14 protein-coding genes are annotated in these 17,510 nt (G+C 34.1%); 10 read left to right on the top strand and 4 right to left on the bottom strand.

Going from position 1 to position 17,510, the window contains the following annotated elements:
- Positions 1 to 251: 251 nt before the first annotated feature.
- Entirely contained in the window at positions 252 to 650 is a 399-nt protein-coding gene (locus tag DFQ09_RS13465) for a VOC family protein (RefSeq protein ID WP_115811188.1), read from the top strand.
- Positions 651 to 746: 96 nt separating this feature from the next.
- On the opposite strand, the gene DFQ09_RS13460 is transcribed toward DFQ09_RS13465, so the two are convergent.
- Positions 747 to 2,027 carry a UDP-N-acetylmuramoyl-tripeptide--D-alanyl-D-alanine ligase gene (locus DFQ09_RS13460; protein WP_115811186.1) on the bottom strand — a complete coding sequence of 427 codons (1,281 nt, stop codon included), beginning with the start codon at positions 2,025 to 2,027 and terminating at the stop codon, positions 747 to 749.
- 146 nt (positions 2,028 to 2,173) lie between these two features.
- On the bottom strand, positions 2,174 to 3,853 hold the full coding sequence (gene gldJ / locus DFQ09_RS13455; RefSeq protein WP_115811184.1) for a gliding motility lipoprotein GldJ: 1,680 nt from the start codon (positions 3,851 to 3,853) through the stop codon (positions 2,174 to 2,176).
- Between the two features lie 322 nt (positions 3,854 to 4,175).
- On the opposite strand from gldJ, the gene porU reads away from it, so the two are divergent.
- The 7 genes from porU to DFQ09_RS13420 all read left to right on the top strand — a co-directional run bounded on the left by porU (position 4,176) and on the right by DFQ09_RS13420 (position 14,414).
- The gene (gene porU / locus DFQ09_RS13450; protein ID WP_115811182.1) at positions 4,176 to 8,036 is read left to right on the top strand and encodes a type IX secretion system sortase PorU; all 3,861 of its coding nucleotides are present in this window, start codon (positions 4,176 to 4,178) and stop codon (positions 8,034 to 8,036) included.
- Between the two features lie 65 nt (positions 8,037 to 8,101).
- Positions 8,102 to 9,337 carry a type IX secretion system outer membrane channel protein PorV gene (gene porV, locus DFQ09_RS13445; RefSeq protein WP_115811180.1) on the top strand — a complete coding sequence of 412 codons (1,236 nt, stop codon included), beginning with the start codon at positions 8,102 to 8,104 and terminating at the stop codon, positions 9,335 to 9,337.
- Between the two features lie 79 nt (positions 9,338 to 9,416).
- Positions 9,417 to 9,899, top strand: coding sequence for a cytidine deaminase (cdd, locus tag DFQ09_RS13440; protein WP_115811178.1), 483 nt, complete (start codon positions 9,417 to 9,419; stop codon positions 9,897 to 9,899).
- A gap of 119 nt (positions 9,900 to 10,018) precedes the next feature.
- Positions 10,019 to 11,020, top strand: a complete 1,002-nt coding sequence (gene pdhA / locus DFQ09_RS13435) for a pyruvate dehydrogenase (acetyl-transferring) E1 component subunit alpha (protein ID WP_115811176.1) — start codon at positions 10,019 to 10,021, stop codon at positions 11,018 to 11,020.
- 3 nt (positions 11,021 to 11,023) lie between these two features.
- Complete coding sequence (locus DFQ09_RS13430) at positions 11,024 to 12,649, top strand: pyruvate dehydrogenase complex dihydrolipoamide acetyltransferase (protein WP_115811174.1); 1,626 nt, start codon at positions 11,024 to 11,026, stop codon at positions 12,647 to 12,649.
- Between the two features lie 108 nt (positions 12,650 to 12,757).
- The gene (locus tag DFQ09_RS13425; RefSeq protein WP_245940361.1) at positions 12,758 to 13,738 is read left to right on the top strand and encodes a M28 family metallopeptidase; all 981 of its coding nucleotides are present in this window, start codon (positions 12,758 to 12,760) and stop codon (positions 13,736 to 13,738) included.
- The gene (locus tag DFQ09_RS13420; RefSeq protein WP_115811169.1) at positions 13,731 to 14,414 is read left to right on the top strand and encodes an SDR family NAD(P)-dependent oxidoreductase; all 684 of its coding nucleotides are present in this window, start codon (positions 13,731 to 13,733) and stop codon (positions 14,412 to 14,414) included. The genes DFQ09_RS13425 and DFQ09_RS13420 overlap by 8 nt, the downstream gene beginning before the upstream one ends.
- Positions 14,415 to 14,420: 6 nt before the next feature.
- On the opposite strand, the gene DFQ09_RS13415 is transcribed toward DFQ09_RS13420, so the two are convergent.
- Positions 14,421 to 14,717: a chaperone modulator CbpM gene (locus DFQ09_RS13415; RefSeq protein WP_115811167.1), complete on the bottom strand. Its 297-nt coding sequence runs from the start codon at positions 14,715 to 14,717 to the stop codon at positions 14,421 to 14,423.
- A gap of 2 nt (positions 14,718 to 14,719) precedes the next feature.
- Positions 14,720 to 15,619 (bottom strand): DnaJ C-terminal domain-containing protein, encoded by a 900-nt coding sequence (locus tag DFQ09_RS13410; protein ID WP_115811165.1) that lies wholly within the window; start codon positions 15,617 to 15,619, stop codon positions 14,720 to 14,722.
- Between the two features lie 212 nt (positions 15,620 to 15,831).
- On the opposite strand from DFQ09_RS13410, the gene DFQ09_RS13405 reads away from it, so the two are divergent.
- Both DFQ09_RS13405 and DFQ09_RS13400 read left to right on the top strand, forming a co-directional pair.
- Positions 15,832 to 16,431, top strand: a complete 600-nt coding sequence (locus DFQ09_RS13405) for a SprT-like domain-containing protein (RefSeq protein ID WP_115811163.1) — start codon at positions 15,832 to 15,834, stop codon at positions 16,429 to 16,431.
- Complete coding sequence (locus DFQ09_RS13400) at positions 16,428 to 17,510, top strand: mannose-1-phosphate guanylyltransferase (RefSeq protein WP_115811161.1); 1,083 nt, start codon at positions 16,428 to 16,430, stop codon at positions 17,508 to 17,510. Before DFQ09_RS13405 ends, DFQ09_RS13400 begins: the two co-directional genes overlap by 4 nt.

Here is a 17,510-nt window from a genome sequence, read left to right as displayed (position 1 = left end):
TACGTTAGATGCTAATTTTAATAGTTGTGAAGTCAGTACCACATTAATTATTTGTCTTTGGAGTTGTAGGCGTATTTAAATTAAATGTATTGATGGTATAAGTCTTAAATAATATGTGTTAGTAACGAAGCCTTTAATTCTTTTTTTTTAAAAGGGATTGAGCAATAAAAACTATGAAATCAGCTAAGGGGTTATGATGAATTTAGATAAATTGAAATTCACACTTTTGTTAAATTTAAAAATCTAAAAACATGAAAGTACAAGCATATTTATCGTTTAAAGGAAATTGCCAAGAAGCATTAAAATTTTATAGTGAATTATTTGATGCTGATATTATTAACCGTCAAACTTATGAAGACAAAAAAATAGATGTTCCATCTTCTTACAGAGATAAACTACAGCATGCTGAGTTAAAAGGGAAGAATGTTTATTTTATGGCTTATGATGCCTCTCCCGACACACCGCTCAATAGCGGAAATCAATGCCAAATGAGTATTGAAGCATCTGATAATGCTGAAGGAAAACGGCTTTTTGACGCCTTATCCAAAGGAGGACAAGTACATCATAATTACCGCGAAAGGGAATGGGGTTATTTTGGCCGCTGTACAGATAAATTCGGAATTGGTTGGATGGTAAATCATAATCAATAAGAATTTTTGATGAAGCAGAATTAACAAATAACCCTTTTGAAATCGTTTTCAAAAGGGTTATTTAGTGAGGTGTGGTTTTATATTAAACACCTAACGTTATAAGTATTCTAAAATCCGTTCTAAAGCCATCCCACGAGAGCCTTTAATTAATACCGTAGTGTTATTAAGGTTAAGGTCTTTTAAAGTGGGTTTTAAGTCTTCAAAGCTAGGAAACTTAATTGTTGCGCCTTTAGTTTTAGTTTTGTAAAAGTTTTTGCCTATTAGGACGGTATTAGTTTTAAAATTATCCTCTATAAAATTGACTATAGACTGATGTTCTTTATCGGCGTCTGCACCTAATTCAAACATATCTCCAAGAAAGAGATACTTCTTGTCTGCATCTAATTGTTTTAGGTTTTTAAGAGCGGCTAACATACTTGTTGGGTTAGCGTTGTACGCATCTAAAATGATTTTGGTAGTTCCTTTTTTAATAATTTCAGAGCGATTATTGTCGGGTTGATAACCTTCAATAGCTTTTTTTATGTTTTCTGTAGTAACATTAAAATGTTTACCAATGGTAACAGCTACTGCTATATTTCCGTAATTGTAATCGCCTATAAGTTGACTTTCAATTTTAGAGCCATCATATAATAAGGTTACGTTGGGGTTGGCACTTTCAAAAGTAAGTGTACAATCATTTTCTAAGCTATTACCAAAAGTGATAATCTTAGAGTAATCTCCGATTTGTTTTACCTGTTTCTCATCGTCCTCATTAATAAATGCTGTTTTCTGATTCAGTTTTATGTAATCATACAATTCTGATTTTGCTTTAATAACTCCTTCAATACTGCCAAATCCTTCAAGATGCGCTTTACCGAAATTAGTAATTAAACCGTAATCGGGTAGGGCTATCCCACATAAAAATGCGATTTCTTTTTGGTGATTGGCGCCCATTTCAACAATTCCGAAATCCATATCTTCAGAAAAACGTAATAAGGTTAGTGGTACACCGATATGGTTATTTAAGTTTCCAATGGTAGCTTTTACATTGTATGTTGTGTTGAGTACGGTATAAATAAGCTCTTTAGTGGTTGTTTTACCATTACTACCTGTTAATGCTATGATAGGAATGTTAATGACTTCTCTATGATGTCTAGCAAGCTCTTGTAGGGTAGTCAATACGTCGTCTACCAATATACAGTTGTCACTTTTTAAGGCATCAACATCATCTACAATGCAGTACTTGGCACCACCAGCAAATGCTTGGTCTACAAATTTATTACCATCAAAATTATCACCTTTCAAAGCAAAATATAGGCAGTCTTGTTGAAGTTTTCTGGTATCTGTTGAGATGGTAGAGCAGGTCTTAAACTTTTGATATATAATATCGATTTCCATAAGTTTATTATTCTTAAGCTTTTACGTGTGTTTATAGCGATTACGTATAAGAATGCTTGTTCTTTAAATACGTTTCTTTGATAGGTTTAAAAATAAAAAGTCCTGATATATTTATCAGGACTTTTTAAAAAAATATTTAAAGCTTCTTAATTTCGTCTTTTTCCTCCGTCTTCACTTTTAGATCCAACTCTAGAAACAGCACATCTAAAACCAATATAGTCTGTTGCCATATCTTGTGGGAAATAGCGACGTTGAGCTGGGTCAATCCAGTACGCTCTATCTCTCCAAGAACCACCTTTATAAACTCTCACTTCATCGTTAATTAATGATGTTCTGCTATTAGACTGGTCATATTCTCTAACCATAGTCCCTTCTAAAGTATCAATTTGAACTGAATGTTTAGGAGAATTGTACATCTTACTAGTTGCACTCTTGTCACCTTCAGTTTCGTCAAAACTTTCTCTGTAATAACGTGAAGAACGCTTATCACCATCTCTAAAGTTTCTGTTATCACTTTGACTAAAGTTAGTTCTTAAATACGTTTCGTCCTCATCAATTGGAACTCTAGCAATTTCACCAGGTAAATCTCTAGCGATAATTTTACCGTTGCTTAATGTATCATATACAATATCATCAACAGTTACAATTTTTACTGTACCATCTTCGTTAATTGCATTTTTAGAATAAACGTTTCCTCTATAGTAGTTAAAATCATTAAATTCATCATCTACAATAGGTCTGTAAACATCAGCTACCCACTCAGCAACATTACCAGCCATATCATATAAACCGTAATCATTTGGTTCGTATGTTTTAACTTCTGCAGTAATATCAGCACCATCGTCAGACCAACCTGCGATTCCACCATAATCACCTTTACCTTGCTTAAAGTTAGCCAATTGATCTCCACGATTTACACGTTTTCCAGATCTAGTATATTGACCATCCCATGGGTATTTTTTACGACCTCTATATACGTTATATTGACGTAATTCACTCATACCTAAAGCAGCATATTCCCATTCAGCTTCGGTAGGAAGTCTGTATTTTACAGGAATTAATCCAGATTCTCTATTAGCATAAATATTGATAGGGTTACCATCGGCATCTGTTTGCTGTCTACGTTGTCCGCCTTCTAATACTTCAGCATTACCACCATATGTTTGTGATGGTGCATTGATATATGTATCTGTACTAAATGTGCTTTCTGCGCTTACGTCTGTGTATTGTGCATCTCTTTTGATGTATCCTGCTTCTTGTAAAGACAATTCTGCAACACGGTCAGTTCTCCAATTAGCATATTCTACAGCTTGGATCCAACTCACACCAACTACAGGGTAGTTTGCATAACCTGGGTGACGCAAATAGTTTTCGGTCATCATTTCGTTATATCCTAAACGATTTCTCCATACTAATGTATCAGGAAGTGCTCCTTTATATATTAAAGCATAGTTAGGGTCGTCTGGTGGGTATACATTTTTTAAATAATCTAAATAAAACAAGTAGTTTACATTCGTAACTTCTGTTTCATCCATATAAAATGACTGTATATGCTGTTGTGTTGGAGTGTTATTCCAATCGTGCATTGGGTCATCTGCTACTTTACCCATTGTAAAGGTTCCACCTTCAACAAAAGCAGTTCCAGGAGGAGTTTCCTGCTCTTTGAATTGTGTGTTGTACTGAAAACCACCTTGTTTATCGTTGATTTTCCAGCCTGTGGCACTATCTACGTTGCCAGAATTAGAAGAACGATTACAACTCACAATTGTGGCGCAAAGCGTTGCTGCTATTAAAAATTTTAGGTTTGAGACATGTTTCATATCCATACGTTTAAGTAAGCTCGTTTAATTTTAGAGTCGCAATATAACAATTAAAGGTAAACCGACAACTTTTTTTTGTGTCTAAATTTAAAAAATGATGCATTTCATCCTTTTTTTTGAACATAACAACGGATTTTTTTCAATTTATCGATGTATTTTGCCCTTTAATAACGAGCCTAGAAATGATTTATTGTTGTATTTTTGAAATAAAAATGCTGTAGTCATAATAACGTCTCGTATAAGTCGTTATTTTATTGTGAAATATAGGATGTGTTATATCAGACTTATCTTAATAATTCTATTTGAGACGAAAAACGAAAATGAATAAATGAAAAACTGCTATTTAATCTCTCTTCTCTTATTTACTGTGCTTTGTTTTGGGCAGCAAAAGCAATTTAATATAAATTGGGATGGCTATAAAGTTTTAGAAACTAGTTATAGTAAAATTGAAGTCCCTGCTTTTGATGAGAATCATTTTAATTATAATGACGATACTGGTTTAATCTTTTTTGACCAATGGGAAAGTAACGGGAGTCAAATTGACCAAAATTCAGTTGCTGTTACCAATATTGTATATGAAACAATGTCGTTTAACGAATTAAAAGATTTAAATCCAAAGCTTATTCCCGTGTCTCCGAGGTATAAGATGCATACGACTAATGCTAGAGGAAAGTATAGTGATTATTTTGAACTAACTCCTATTATTAACGATAAAGGGATCTATAAGAAAATAACAGCTTTTACGGTAAATTATAATGTGCTTTCTAGTCGTTCTGCGACGGGTACAATGGGGGTAAATGCCATTACAAATTCAGTTTTAAGTTCCGGCCAATGGTTTCGATTTTATATAGAAGACTCAGGTGTCTTTAAATTATCTAAGAGTTTTTTGGGCGGTTTAGGGGTGAATACAAATTCTGTTGACCCAAGAACCATAAAGATTTATGGTAATGGAGGACGAATGCTGCCATTAGAAAATTCTGAAAATTATCCTTTTGATGTTGTAGAGAATGCCGTGAAGTTTGTAGGTGAGGAAGACGGTCGTTTTGATAATGCCGATTATATACTTTTTTATGGAGAAGGTCCTAAAACCTATAGCGAAGAAAGTGAAACAAATTTAAACTTATACACAGATAAGACCTATTACTATGTTAATGTTAGTTCTGGTAATGGTAAGCGTATTCAAAGTATGCCTACGATTAATGCTGCCGCTAATATTGAAATTGATACGTTTCAAGATTACCAGTTTTATGAAGTTGATGAGTATAACCTTGCAAAGTTGGGTAGACGTTGGTTTGGTGATGATTTTGATATTGAAAGCCAACGTTCTTACGAATTTGAATTCCCAAATTTACTAACAACTGTTCCTGTAGACTTTCGTATTGCTGTCGGATCTGTTTCCGAAGTGCCTACAACCATGAAAGTTGCAATCAATGGTAATGAGGTTACAACTTTAGGACTTTCAGCTATAACGCCAGGCTCAGTTTTAGGAACTGCTGCGGCCTACAATCAATCCCAAAATATTGCTTCGGATGTTATTACAGTAACTTTTGACTATAATAATAGTGGTAACCCATCTGCAAATGCATTTCTAGATTATATTAATATTGAAGCTACGCGTAGTTTGAGATATGAAGGTGATCAGTTCGTTTTTAAAAATAAAGATGTTATCACTACACCAGGAATTGCACAATATAATATTGCAAACACAAACAATATTAGAGAAATCTGGGATATAACAGATCGTTTTAATGTGAGTACTACAGTGAATTCAGATAATGCCAGTGCGATGTCTTTTAAAGCACAGTCTGGAGAAGAAAGAACATATTTAGCTTTTTCTAACTCAGATGTGTTTTCGCCTAAAGTAGATTCTAGGACCGTAGTTTCAAATCAAAACTTAAAAGGCACAATTTTTACCAATAATCAGGGTGAGTTTGAAGATATCGATTATATCATTTTGGCGCCATCTCAATTTTTAACTCAAGCAGAACGCTTAGCTGAGATTAATAGAAACCAATACAGTCTGAAGGTAAAGGTGGTTGATTTACAAACGATATATAATGAGTTTAGCACCGGAAGCCAAGATATTGCGGCATTGCGTAATTTTATTAAATATGTTTATGACAATGCGAGTACACCAAGTAAACGTTTAAAATATCTGTGTTTGTTTGGTGACGGGTCGTATGATTATAAAAATAGAATAAACAATAATACAAACTTGGTGCCATCATGGTATACTACAAGTAGTTTTAGTTTAACAAGTTCATTCGTTTCAGATGATTTTTATGCCATGTTAGATGACAATGAAGGCGGCATGATTAATTCCATTGACCGAATGGATATTGCGGTGGGTAGAATTTTAGCAGAAGATGTGCAACGTGCTAAAGAGATGGTAGATAAAATTAATACCTATTACCAACCAGAAGCTTATGGCAGCTGGAGAAATAATGTCCTTCTTATTTCTGATGATGTTGATGAGGCTTGGGAGCAAAGATTGCAAAAAACGACCGATGATTTAGGGACGACGCTAGATGAAGAAAAACCATTTTTAAATGTTGTAAAAATTCATTCGGATGCCTTTGAACAAGAATCTTCTGCGGCAGGAAATAGATATCCTAAAGTAAATGATGCTATAAAAGATGCTATTGAAGTTGGCGCTTTAGTAGTTAATTATTTTGGTCATGGAGGTGAAGATGGTATTGCTAAAGAACGAATTTTTGATAAAATAGATTCGCAAGAGATAAATAACATTTGTAAATATAATTTGTTTATCACCGTAACTTGCGAATACACCAAATTCGATGATCCAAACAGAGAAACCGCAGGTGAATATACCTTTTGGAATACAAATGGAGGTGCTGTGGCTTTGGTGACTACAACACGACAAATTATTGTGACGGTTGGTGAATCTTTAAATAATGTATTAGATGACTATTTATTTGCGTTTGGTTCTAGAGATTACGTCTCAGTGGCAGAAGCGTTACGTTTAACAAAAATTGATAATAATATCGCTGGTTCTAGTCAAAAACGATTAGTGTTCTTTATTGGAGATCCTGCTATGAAATTAGCTTTTGCGCAACCAGATATTAAATTAACCAAAGTAAATGATGTAGAAATTACACAGCCTATCGATGTTCTAAAAGCGTTAAGCTATACAAAACTAGCTGGTGAAGTGGTAGATACAAACGGCAATGTATTATCTAATTATAACGGAACACTAACAGCAACGGTTTTTGATAAAAATATTGAGCGTCAAACCTTAGGTAATGATGGAGTTACAGATACTAGCGGGGATCTTATTATAATGGATTTTAATACGTTAGGCGAAGTCATATTCAAAGGTCAAGCAAGTGTTGTAAATGGACTGTTTGAATTTGATTTTATTGTGCCAAAAGATATCGGAATTCCGGTTGGTAATGGTAAAGTGAGTTTTTATGCGCAAACCGCTAACCCCATTTCGGATCAAGCAGGTGCAAATTTTGATATTCAAATTGGTGGTATTAATGAAAATGCTCCCGAGGATAATATCGGACCAGTCATTAATTTGTATATGAATGATGAAAACTTTGTGTCAGGTGGTATTACAAATGAATCGCCAGTGTTATTGGCAAAGCTTCAAGATGACAATGGTATTAATACAGCAAGTGGTATTGGTCATGATATTACGGCTATAATTGACGGAGATGAAACCAACCCAATCGTTTTAAATAATTATTACCAAGCAAATGTAGATGATTATACTAATGGTGCAGTATCCTATCCGTTTAGAGATTTAGAACCCGGTTTACATACCTTAACTTTAAAAGCTTGGGATGTTTACAATAATTCTTCAACCGTCGAAATTCAATTTATTGTTTTCGATAAAGATGAAGAATTAGTCATTAATAATGTTTTAAACTACCCAAACCCATTTGTGAGTTATACGGAGTTTTGGTTCAATCATAATAGTGTAGAGCCTTTAGACATATCTGTACAAATATTTACGGTTTCGGGTAAATTAGTAAGAACTTTAAACGGACAAACCTCAGGTGGAAGCAAAGCGGTAAGTTCTTTATCTAAAGATATTATATGGGACGGAAGAGACGATTTTGGTGATAAAATCGGAAAAGGAGTCTATGTATATAAACTAAAAGTGAAATCTAACCGTTTAAATAAACAAGTTGAAAAAATTCAAAAACTTGTCATACTATAATAATAATTTATATTTGCTAACGAATTAATACGATCTAACACGTGTTAATATTTCAAAAATTGAACATGAAGAAACATTTTATAACCCTTATCGCACTCGTAACAATTGGTTCTACCTATGGTCAGACAGTAATTCTACCAAATAATTTTGATAGTAGAGTCATCACTACAGGCTTACCATTTATGTTAATTGCACCAGATGCTAGATCTGCGTCATTAGGAGATATGGGAGTTGCAACATCAGTCGATGGGTTTTCACAACAATACAATCCGGCTAAATATGTGTTTTCTGAAACAAAACAAGGAGTTAGTTTAAGTTATACTCCTTATTTAACACGATTGGTAAATGATATATCTTTAAGTTACGTAACTTATTTTAATAGAATTAATGATGTTAGTGCATTTTCTGTAGGTCTAAAGTATTTTTCTTTAGGTGAAATTGTATTAACTCAAGACGCAACATCTGAAGGTATTGCAGTAAAACCAAATGAGTATGCTATAGATGGAGCTTATACGCTTAGATTAAGCGATCAGTTCTCAATGGCAGTAGCATTGCGTTATATGAGATCTGCTTTGAAACTTCGTGAAGTTGATACAGGAGCTAATCCAGGTAGTACCTTTGGTGCTGATATTACAGGGTATTATCAAAGTGAAGAAGAAGCTTATAACGATTATAATGGCCGTTGGAGAGCAGGTTTTGCAATTCAGAATTTAGGACCAAAATTTAAGTATGATGACGGTGGTAATGATGTGTTTCAGCCAACGAACTTAAGATTAGGGGCAGGATTCGATTTTATATTTGATCAATATAATAAACTAGCGATAACTGGTGAGATTTCTAAATATTTAGTACCAACACCTCCCATTTATGGTGATGAATTCAATTATGAGGATGAGAATGGCAATGGAGAATATGATGAAGGTGAAGAGTTTGGTAACCCAATTAGAAATAATATAATTATTGAAGGTCAAGATCCTGATGTTAGTTTTTTAAATGGAGTGTTTCAATCGTTTGGTGATGCACCAGGTGGTTTTAGTGAAGAGCTTAGGGAGTTTACTTGGGCCTTAAGTGCAGAGTACACGTATCAAGATAATTTTTCATTGAGAACTGGTTATTTTAATGAGTCTGATGATAAAGGTGCACGTAAGTTTTTTGCACTTGGAGCAGGTTTCAAATACACTACCATAAATGTTGATTTATCATATTTATTTTCAGCATCTAAAATTCAGAGTCCATTAGAAAATACATTACGTTTTTCACTGACCTTTAATTTTGGTGATGGTGAATACACTGAATATTAAAATTTATAACTAAATTTAGATATTAAAAACTATTGTTTATTAAAGCAATAGTTTTTTTGTCTAAAATAAATTGCAAACTATGAAGGAAGTCAAAATAGAAACCACATTACAAGTCTATGATGATATAAATGAGCTTCCTAAAGCCATTCAGAATTTAATGACTACGGCCATAGAAGCTAGAGAGAATGCCTATGCACCATATTCAAAATTTAATGTAGGTGCTGCTATTTTGTTAGATAATAGTATTGTTGTTATTGGTAGTAACCAAGAAAACGCATGTTTCCCTTCGGGACTGTGCGCAGAACGTACAGCAATATTTTATGCAGGAGCAAAATATCCTAAAGCTAAAATTCTGAAGATGGCAATAACAGCTTCCTCACAAAATCAAATTACGGATAAGCCTATTCCTCCATGTGGAGCATGCAGACAATCCATCGCAGAATACGAAATAAAACAAGATCAACCCATCGAAATTTATTTTATGGGAGCAGAAGGTAAGGTTGTAAAATCACATTCTTTAGCTAATTTATTGCCGCTTCTTTTTGAAAGTTCAGTTTTATAAGGTTTTCATTGCAATAAATTCAGTAATAACTTATTTTTTTTATGATATACTGTTTCTTCATTATTGACTAATGTGTTATTTTTGTTATTCTATTTTATTTAAAAAGAACTCATCAAGAAATGCAAAAAATAACTAAAGAAGTTTACCTAAAGTGGTACGAGGACATGTTGTTCTGGAGAAAGTTTGAAGACAAACTAGCCGCAGTTTACATTCAGCAAAAAGTTAGAGGATTCCTTCACCTGTATAATGGTCAAGAGGCTGTATTAGCAGGAGCTTTACATGCTATGGATTTAACTAAAGACAAAATGATTACAGCATACCGTAATCACGTTCAGCCAATAGGTATGGGTGTAGATCCAAAACGTGTTATGGCAGAGTTGTTTGGGAAAGCAACAGGTACATCGATGGGTCTTGGTGGATCTATGCATATTTTCTCTAAAGAATTTCGTTTTTACGGAGGTCACGGTATTGTTGGTGGTCAGATTCCTTTAGGAGCTGGTATTGCATTTGGTGATAAATATCACGATAAAGACGCTGTAACTATTTGTTGTTTTGGTGATGGTGCTGCAAGACAAGGTTCGTTACACGAAACGTTTAACTTAGCTATGCTTTGGAATTTACCAGTTGTATTCGTTTGTGAAAACAACGGTTATGCCATGGGAACTTCAGTAGCACGTACAGCAAATCATACCGATATCTGGAAACTAGGTCTTGGGTACGATATGCCTTCTGGACCAGTAGATGGGATGAATCCTATTAAAGTTGCAGAAGCTTTTGATGAAGCTATTCAACGTGCAAGAAAAGGTGGTGGACCTTCATTTTTAGAAGTGAAAACATACCGTTATAGAGGACATTCAATGTCTGATGCACAACACTACAGAACTAAAGATGAGGTTGCTGAGTACAAAAAAATTGACCCAATTACACAAGTAAAAGATATCATTCTTGAAAATGAATATGCGTCAGAAGCGGATTTAAAAGCGATTGACAAAGATGTTAAGAAGCGCGTTGCAGAGTGTGAGGAATTCGCAGATGAATCTCCATATCCTGAAAAGAATGTGATGTACGATGCTGTATATGAACAAGAAGATTACCCATTTATAGACCACAAAATTAAGTAAACTATGGCTGAAGTAATAAATATGCCGCGTTTGAGCGACACCATGGAAGAAGGAACTGTTGCCTCTTGGTTAAAAAAGGTAGGTGACAAAGTTGAGGAAGGCGATATTTTAGCTGAAATCGAAACTGATAAAGCAACTATGGAGTTCGAGTCTTTTAACGAAGGAACGTTATTGCATATTGGTATTCAAGAAGGTGAAACTGCTAAAGTTGATACCCTTTTAGCTATTATCGGTGAAGAAGGTGAAGATATTTCTGGTTATTTAAACGGAGATGCAACATCAAACGATTCTGAAGAAAAGGAAAGTTCTGAATCGGAGGAAAAAGAAACTGAAACTGAAAGTTCTGATTCTAGTGAAGAACAAGAATTACCAGAAGGAGTTATTGTTGTTACCATGCCGCGTTTAAGTGATACCATGGAAGAAGGAACTGTAGCGACTTGGTTAAAGAAAGTTGGCGATGAGGTAGAAGAAGGTGACATTCTTGCTGAAATTGAAACAGATAAGGCCACAATGGAATTTGAATCGTTCCAATCTGGGAATTTATTACATATTGGTTTAGAAGAAGGTGAGTCTGCTAAAGTAGATTCATTATTAGCTATAATAGGCCCTAAAGGAACTGATGTTTCTGGGATTGCTAAAAACTTTAAATCTGAAGGTGCAGAACCTAAGAAAGAAGCACCTAAGGCTGAAGTTAAAAAAGAAGCACCAAAAGCTGAAACTAAAAAGGTTGAAGAAAAGAAAGAAGCTCCAAAAGCTTCAACTTCGACGTCAACTTCAGGACGTATTTTTGTATCTCCATTAGCCAAAAAAATGGCTGAGGAAAAAGGTGTTGATTTAAACCAAGTTAAAGGTTCTGGTGAAAACGGTAGAATTGTAAAGAAAGATATTGAAAACTTTACACCTGCTGCACAAGGAGCTTCTGTTGGTAAATTTGTTGCCACTGGTCAAGAAGATTTCGATGAAATACCAAATTCAAACATGCGTAAAGCGATTGCTAAAAATTTAGCAAAATCTAAATTTACGGCACCACATTATTATTTAAATGTGGAGTATGATATGGAAAACGCCATTGCATTTAGAAAGCAATATAATTCTATCCCAGATACTAAGATTTCTTACAACGATATGATTGTAAAGGCATGTGCTTTAGCATTAAAGCAGCATCCTCAAGTAAATTCACAGTGGTTTGATGATAGAATGCAATTAAATAACCATGTTCACATTGGTGTCGCAGTTGCAGTGCCAGACGGTTTATTAGTACCAGTTGTTAAATTTGCGAATGAGCAAAGTTTAACTCAAATTGGTGGGGCTGTTAAAGAATTAGCAGGTAAAGCTAGAAATAAAAAGTTAGGACTAGACGAAATGGAAGGTAGTACGTTTACAATTTCTAACTTAGGAATGTTTGGTATCGATAGTTTTACATCAATTATCAATCAGCCTAATTCAGCAATCTTATCTGTTGGAAATATTGTTGAAAAACCAGTAGTTAAAAACGGACAAATTGTAGTTGGTAATACCATGCAACTTTGTTTAGCTTGTGACCATAGAACGGTTGATGGAGCTACAGGTGCGCAATTCCTTCAAACTTTGAAAGGCTATATTGAAAACCCATTAACAATGGTTGTATAATTTTATTACAGCACTCTGAATTCAATTTAGAGTATCTATATAATATAATCCTGATTTGATAAATTTCGAATCAGGATTTTTTTATCTTTAAACACAAATAAAAATCTAATGATGAAAAAAATACTTTCAGTAATTTCAATCGCTTTACTTTGCTCATGTGCTTTTAATGTAAAGGCACCAGATGGCACACCTGGAAAAGATGGTGAAAATGTTAAACCTATTATCTCACAAGAAGCGATTAAAGCCAGTATGGAATATTTAACTTCGGACGAATTAGGAGGAAGGGAAACAGGAAGTGAAGGCCTTGAAAAAGCCGCTGTGTTTATTGAAGAGTATCTAAAATCTAATGGTATTAAACCTTATTTTAAAACCTATCGTGATTCATTTAAAGTAAAAGATCTAGATGGTTATAATATTGTGGGTGTAGTGGAAGGCAATGATCCTAAACTTAAAAATGAATATGTTATTCTAGGTGGCCATTACGATCATATAGGAATAGGGAAAGTTGTAGAAGGAGATTCAATTGCTAATGGTGCTAATGACGATGCTTCTGGTACTATTGCGGCTATGGAGTTTGGTGCTTATTTTGCTAAAACCAAATCCAATAAGCGTAGTATTTTAATTACCTTATATGATGCTGAAGAAAAGGGATTAAAAGGATCTGCGCATTTAGCAGCACGTTTAAAAAATGAAGGCATAAATGCTTACACAATGATTAATTTTGAAATGATTGGGGTGCCGAGAGCTTCAACAGAAGCATTGGCTTATATGAGTGGTTACGAGCGCTCTAATTTTGCTGAAACTTTAAATGGATATGCAGGGGAGGAAGTTGTTGGATTTTTTGAAGGAGCAAAAAAGATGAGTTTATTTATGAGATCAGATAACTTTCCGTTCTTTAAAGAATTAAATATGCCTGCGCATGCCATTTCAACGTTCGACTTTACAAATTTTGACTATTATCATCATGTGTATGACGAAGCTGATAAAATGGATTATGTACACATGGCGAATTTTATGAATAAAATGATTCCTGCTTTAGAAGGCATGATGAATGCACCAACAAAAGAAGTGGTTTTAAACGATGAGTAAAAATATAATAATTACAGGAACAAGCAGAGGAATAGGTTTTGAATTGGTTCATTTATTAGCGGAGCAAGGTCATAATGTTTTAGCCTTATCTCGAAATGCAAAACCAATCTCTAATCTTCATTTTGATAATATTTCATCATTTGCATTTGATTTATGTAATGAAGATGATTACCAAAAAGTCGTAGATTTCGTTAAAAGTGAATGGAAACACGTGGATATTCTAATCAATAATGCTGGTGCGATATTGAATAAACCTTTTGCAGAAACAACATTTAAGGACTTTGAAAAAGTATACCAAACTAACGTATTTGGTGTTTCAGAATTAACGAGAACAGTTCTTCCTTTTATGAAAAGTGGCGGACATGTAGTTACGATTAGTTCTATGGGGGGGATTCAAGGGAGTATGAAATTTCCAGGCTTATCAGCCTATAGTTCTAGTAAAGCGGCTGTTATTACCATGACGGAATTATTAGCGGAAGAATATAAAGAAACAGGCCCACAATTTAACGTGTTGGCATTGGGCGCCGTACAAACCGAAATGTTGGAAGAAGCATTTCCAGGGTACAAAGCACCAACGACAGCTATAGAAATGGCAAGATATATTCAAGATTTTGCTTTAACCGGAAATAAATATTATAACGGAAAGGTGTTGCAGGTTTCTAATTCTACACCTTAATAAAATTTAACCGTCTTCAAATCGTTTAAGTTTATTCTGAGCCGTAATTAATTCAGATTTTAAATAATCAATTTTTTCTAAAAGATTAAATACAGCATCAATACCTTCATAGTTAAGTTGAAGGTCTTGGTGTAATCGAATCATTTTTTCTACATCTGCAATCTTATCTTGATGGATGCAATAGGTCTTTTCTACCGAAATAAATTCAATCAGGCCATACGCATTCAATCCCGTAAAAAAGGACATTTCAATTTGGTAATGCGTACATAGACTTGGTATGGGTATTAAATGTGTGTTTTGCATAACTATTGTAATTTTGCCAATTCTTCAAAAAGTTCTTTTTCCTTGTCAGATAGTTTTTTTGGTAATTCGATATTATACGTAATGACCAAGTCACCAAATTGTCCTTCTTTTTTATAAATGGGAAAGCCTTTACCCTTCAATTTTACTTGAGTCCCATTTTGGGTTAGCGGTTTTATAGTCAACTTTACCTTACTATCAAATGTTTCGATGATAACATCTCCTCCCAAAACGGATTTATATACATCAAGATTTACGGTTTTATAAAGGTTTGAACCATCGCGTTTAAAATCAGTGTTGTTAGTAATAATAAATTCAATAAGTAAATCACCATTAGGACCACCATTTCTGCCTTCACCACCTTTACCTTTAATTTTTATAATTTGACCATTAGCAATTCCGGCAGGTATAGTTAAACGTATATTTTTTCCGTTAACGGTCAACACACGTTTCTCTGAAGTATAAACGTCTTTAAGGTCTAATTGCAATTGGGCATTAAAATCTTGTCCTCTAAATTTAGTGTTACCAGGCCGGTTTCCAAATCCTCCTCCAAACATGGATTCGAAAAAATCAGAGTACTCTCCATCTCCGAAATCCTGTGAGCCAGATGAACGTTGGTAATGTTGTTGGGACTGGTGTTGCTGTTCTTGTTGTTTTTGGGCCTGGTCGTAAGCTTCTCCATGTTGCCAATTTTCACCGTATTTATCGTATTTTTTTCGATTTTCGTCGTTGCTTAATACTTCGTTAGCTTCATTAACTTTCTTAAATTGTAATTCAGCCTCTTTGTCATTAGGGTTTAAATCGGGATGATGTTTTCTCGCCAATTTTCGGTAGGCTTTTTTGATGTCACTCTTGGTTGCACTTTTATCTACCCCAAGTATTTTATAATAGTCAATAAATGCCATGATTTTAAATTCTGTGAATATTAGTGAGTATTAAATAGCGTCTAGCTAAGTTAATGGTTTTTTAGACTAATATCAAGATAAGTGCTATTAAGAATATATATTAAATGCTTCGTGAAGTTCAATTAACTTTTTCATTATTATCATTACAGTAGGGTTCATTTTGATTAGAAAAAGACTTAAAAAGTAATAATTTAACGCTTATTTTTGCACTAATGCAAACACATCTTTTAGATTTTATTCCCGCTCCGGCACAACCAATGATTACAGAGCTTTTAGCAATTGACCATTTAGTTGTTAAAGTGAAAAATGAGCGTAAAACGCGGCATGGGGATTATAGAGAATTGCCAAATGGGAAACATCAGATTACGATAAATTCTAATTTGAATGTATATCGCTTTTTAATTACATTAATTCATGAGGTAGCCCATTTTGAAGCTTATAAAAAACACGGAAGATTTATTAAGCCGCATGGAAAAGAGTGGAAGCAAACTTTTCAGCATTTAATGTTACCGTTTTTAAGGCCGGAAATTTTTCCTTTAGAGATATTGCCGTTATTGGCTAAGCACTTTAAAAACCCAAAAGCGTCTAGCGATACAGATACGCAGCTCGCCTATGCCCTAAAACAATATGACGAAAATAGCGATAAGACCTATGTGTTTGAAGTGCCATTAGGAAAGGAGTTTAAGTTGTATAATGGAAGAGTTTTTAAACAAGGAAAACAACGAAGAAAACGGTTTGAATGTCTAGAAGTTAAAACAGGTAAGTTATATTTGTTTAACCCTAATGCAGAAGTTGAATTATTAGAAGAATGAAGAATAAAAATTATTACGCCATTTTAATGGCAGGTGGAGTTGGATCAAGATTTTGGCCTGTAAGTACACAAGATTTTCCTAAGCAGTTTCACGATATGCTTGGTACAGGTGATACCTTAATACAAAAAACATTTCACCGCTTAGCACAGTTAATTCCAGAAGAAAACATTTTCATATTAACTAACGAACGCTATAACGATCTCGTTTTTGAACAATTACCAAACGTTACAAAACGACAAGTGGTTTTAGAGCCAGCCATGCGTAATACGGCTCCTTGTATATTATATGCAGCCTTAAAAATTCAGAAAGAAAATGAGGATGCTGTAATGATTGTGGCTCCAAGTGATCATTGGATTGAAGATGAGCAAGCGTTTTCTAATAACGTAAAAACAGCTTTTGAGTATTGCGAATCTAACGATGCACTAATGACTTTAGGGATTACTCCTACATTTCCTAATACCGGTTATGGTTATATTGAATATGATAAATCGGCAACAACTGAAATTAAACAAGTGAGCCAATTTAGAGAAAAGCCAGATTATAAAACGGCAAAGTCTTTTATAAGTCAAGGAAACTTCTTATGGAATGCTGGGATTTTTATGTGGAGTGCGAAATCGGTTATTTCGGCTTTTAAAAACAATCAACCAGAGTTGTTTCAATTGTTTGAAAGTGGTTATGGAGTATATAACACTGAGCACGAAGATGACTTTATTAAAGAAAATTATCAAAAAGCAGAAAATATTTCTGTCGATTACGCATTAATGGAAAAGAGTAGCAATGTCTATGTGATTCCTGCAACTTTCGATTGGAATGATCTGGGAACTTGGGGTAGTTTATATGATAAATTAGATAAAGATGACAATGATAATGCTGTGGTTAATGCCAAAACGTTATTAGAAGATGCTAGTGGGAATATGATTCGTTCTAAGGCGAATAAAATTGTTGTTGTCGATGGACTAAAAGATTACATAATTGTAGATAAAGACGAAGTTTTACTTATCTTTCCTAAGGCAAAAGAACAAGATATTAAAAAAGTACTTCAGAATGTGAAAGTCAATTTTGGAGAAGAATACGGGTAA

Source organism: Winogradskyella pacifica (genome assembly GCF_003386275.1).
GTDB classification, from domain to species: domain Bacteria; phylum Bacteroidota; class Bacteroidia; order Flavobacteriales; family Flavobacteriaceae; genus Winogradskyella; species Winogradskyella pacifica.
This window is presented reverse-complemented; position numbering and strand designations above follow the sequence as displayed.

Coding starts and splice junctions, on each gene's coding strand:
- DFQ09_RS13465 (WP_115811188.1), top strand. CDS start 252: ATGAAAGTACAAGCATATTTATCGTTTAAAGGAAATTGCCAAGAAGCA.
- DFQ09_RS13460 (WP_115811186.1), bottom strand. CDS start 2,027: ATGGAAATCGATATTATATATCAAAAGTTTAAGACCTGCTCTACCATC.
- gldJ (WP_115811184.1), bottom strand. CDS start 3,853: ATGGATATGAAACATGTCTCAAACCTAAAATTTTTAATAGCAGCAACG.
- porU (WP_115811182.1), top strand. CDS start 4,176: ATGAAAAACTGCTATTTAATCTCTCTTCTCTTATTTACTGTGCTTTGT.
- porV (WP_115811180.1), top strand. CDS start 8,102: ATGAAGAAACATTTTATAACCCTTATCGCACTCGTAACAATTGGTTCT.
- cdd (WP_115811178.1), top strand. CDS start 9,417: ATGAAGGAAGTCAAAATAGAAACCACATTACAAGTCTATGATGATATA.
- pdhA (WP_115811176.1), top strand. CDS start 10,019: ATGCAAAAAATAACTAAAGAAGTTTACCTAAAGTGGTACGAGGACATG.
- DFQ09_RS13430 (WP_115811174.1), top strand. CDS start 11,024: ATGGCTGAAGTAATAAATATGCCGCGTTTGAGCGACACCATGGAAGAA.
- DFQ09_RS13425 (WP_245940361.1), top strand. CDS start 12,758: ATGATGAAAAAAATACTTTCAGTAATTTCAATCGCTTTACTTTGCTCA.
- DFQ09_RS13420 (WP_115811169.1), top strand. CDS start 13,731: ATGAGTAAAAATATAATAATTACAGGAACAAGCAGAGGAATAGGTTTT.
- DFQ09_RS13415 (WP_115811167.1), bottom strand. CDS start 14,717: ATGCAAAACACACATTTAATACCCATACCAAGTCTATGTACGCATTAC.
- DFQ09_RS13410 (WP_115811165.1), bottom strand. CDS start 15,619: ATGGCATTTATTGACTATTATAAAATACTTGGGGTAGATAAAAGTGCA.
- DFQ09_RS13405 (WP_115811163.1), top strand. CDS start 15,832: ATGCAAACACATCTTTTAGATTTTATTCCCGCTCCGGCACAACCAATG.
- DFQ09_RS13400 (WP_115811161.1), top strand. CDS start 16,428: ATGAAGAATAAAAATTATTACGCCATTTTAATGGCAGGTGGAGTTGGA.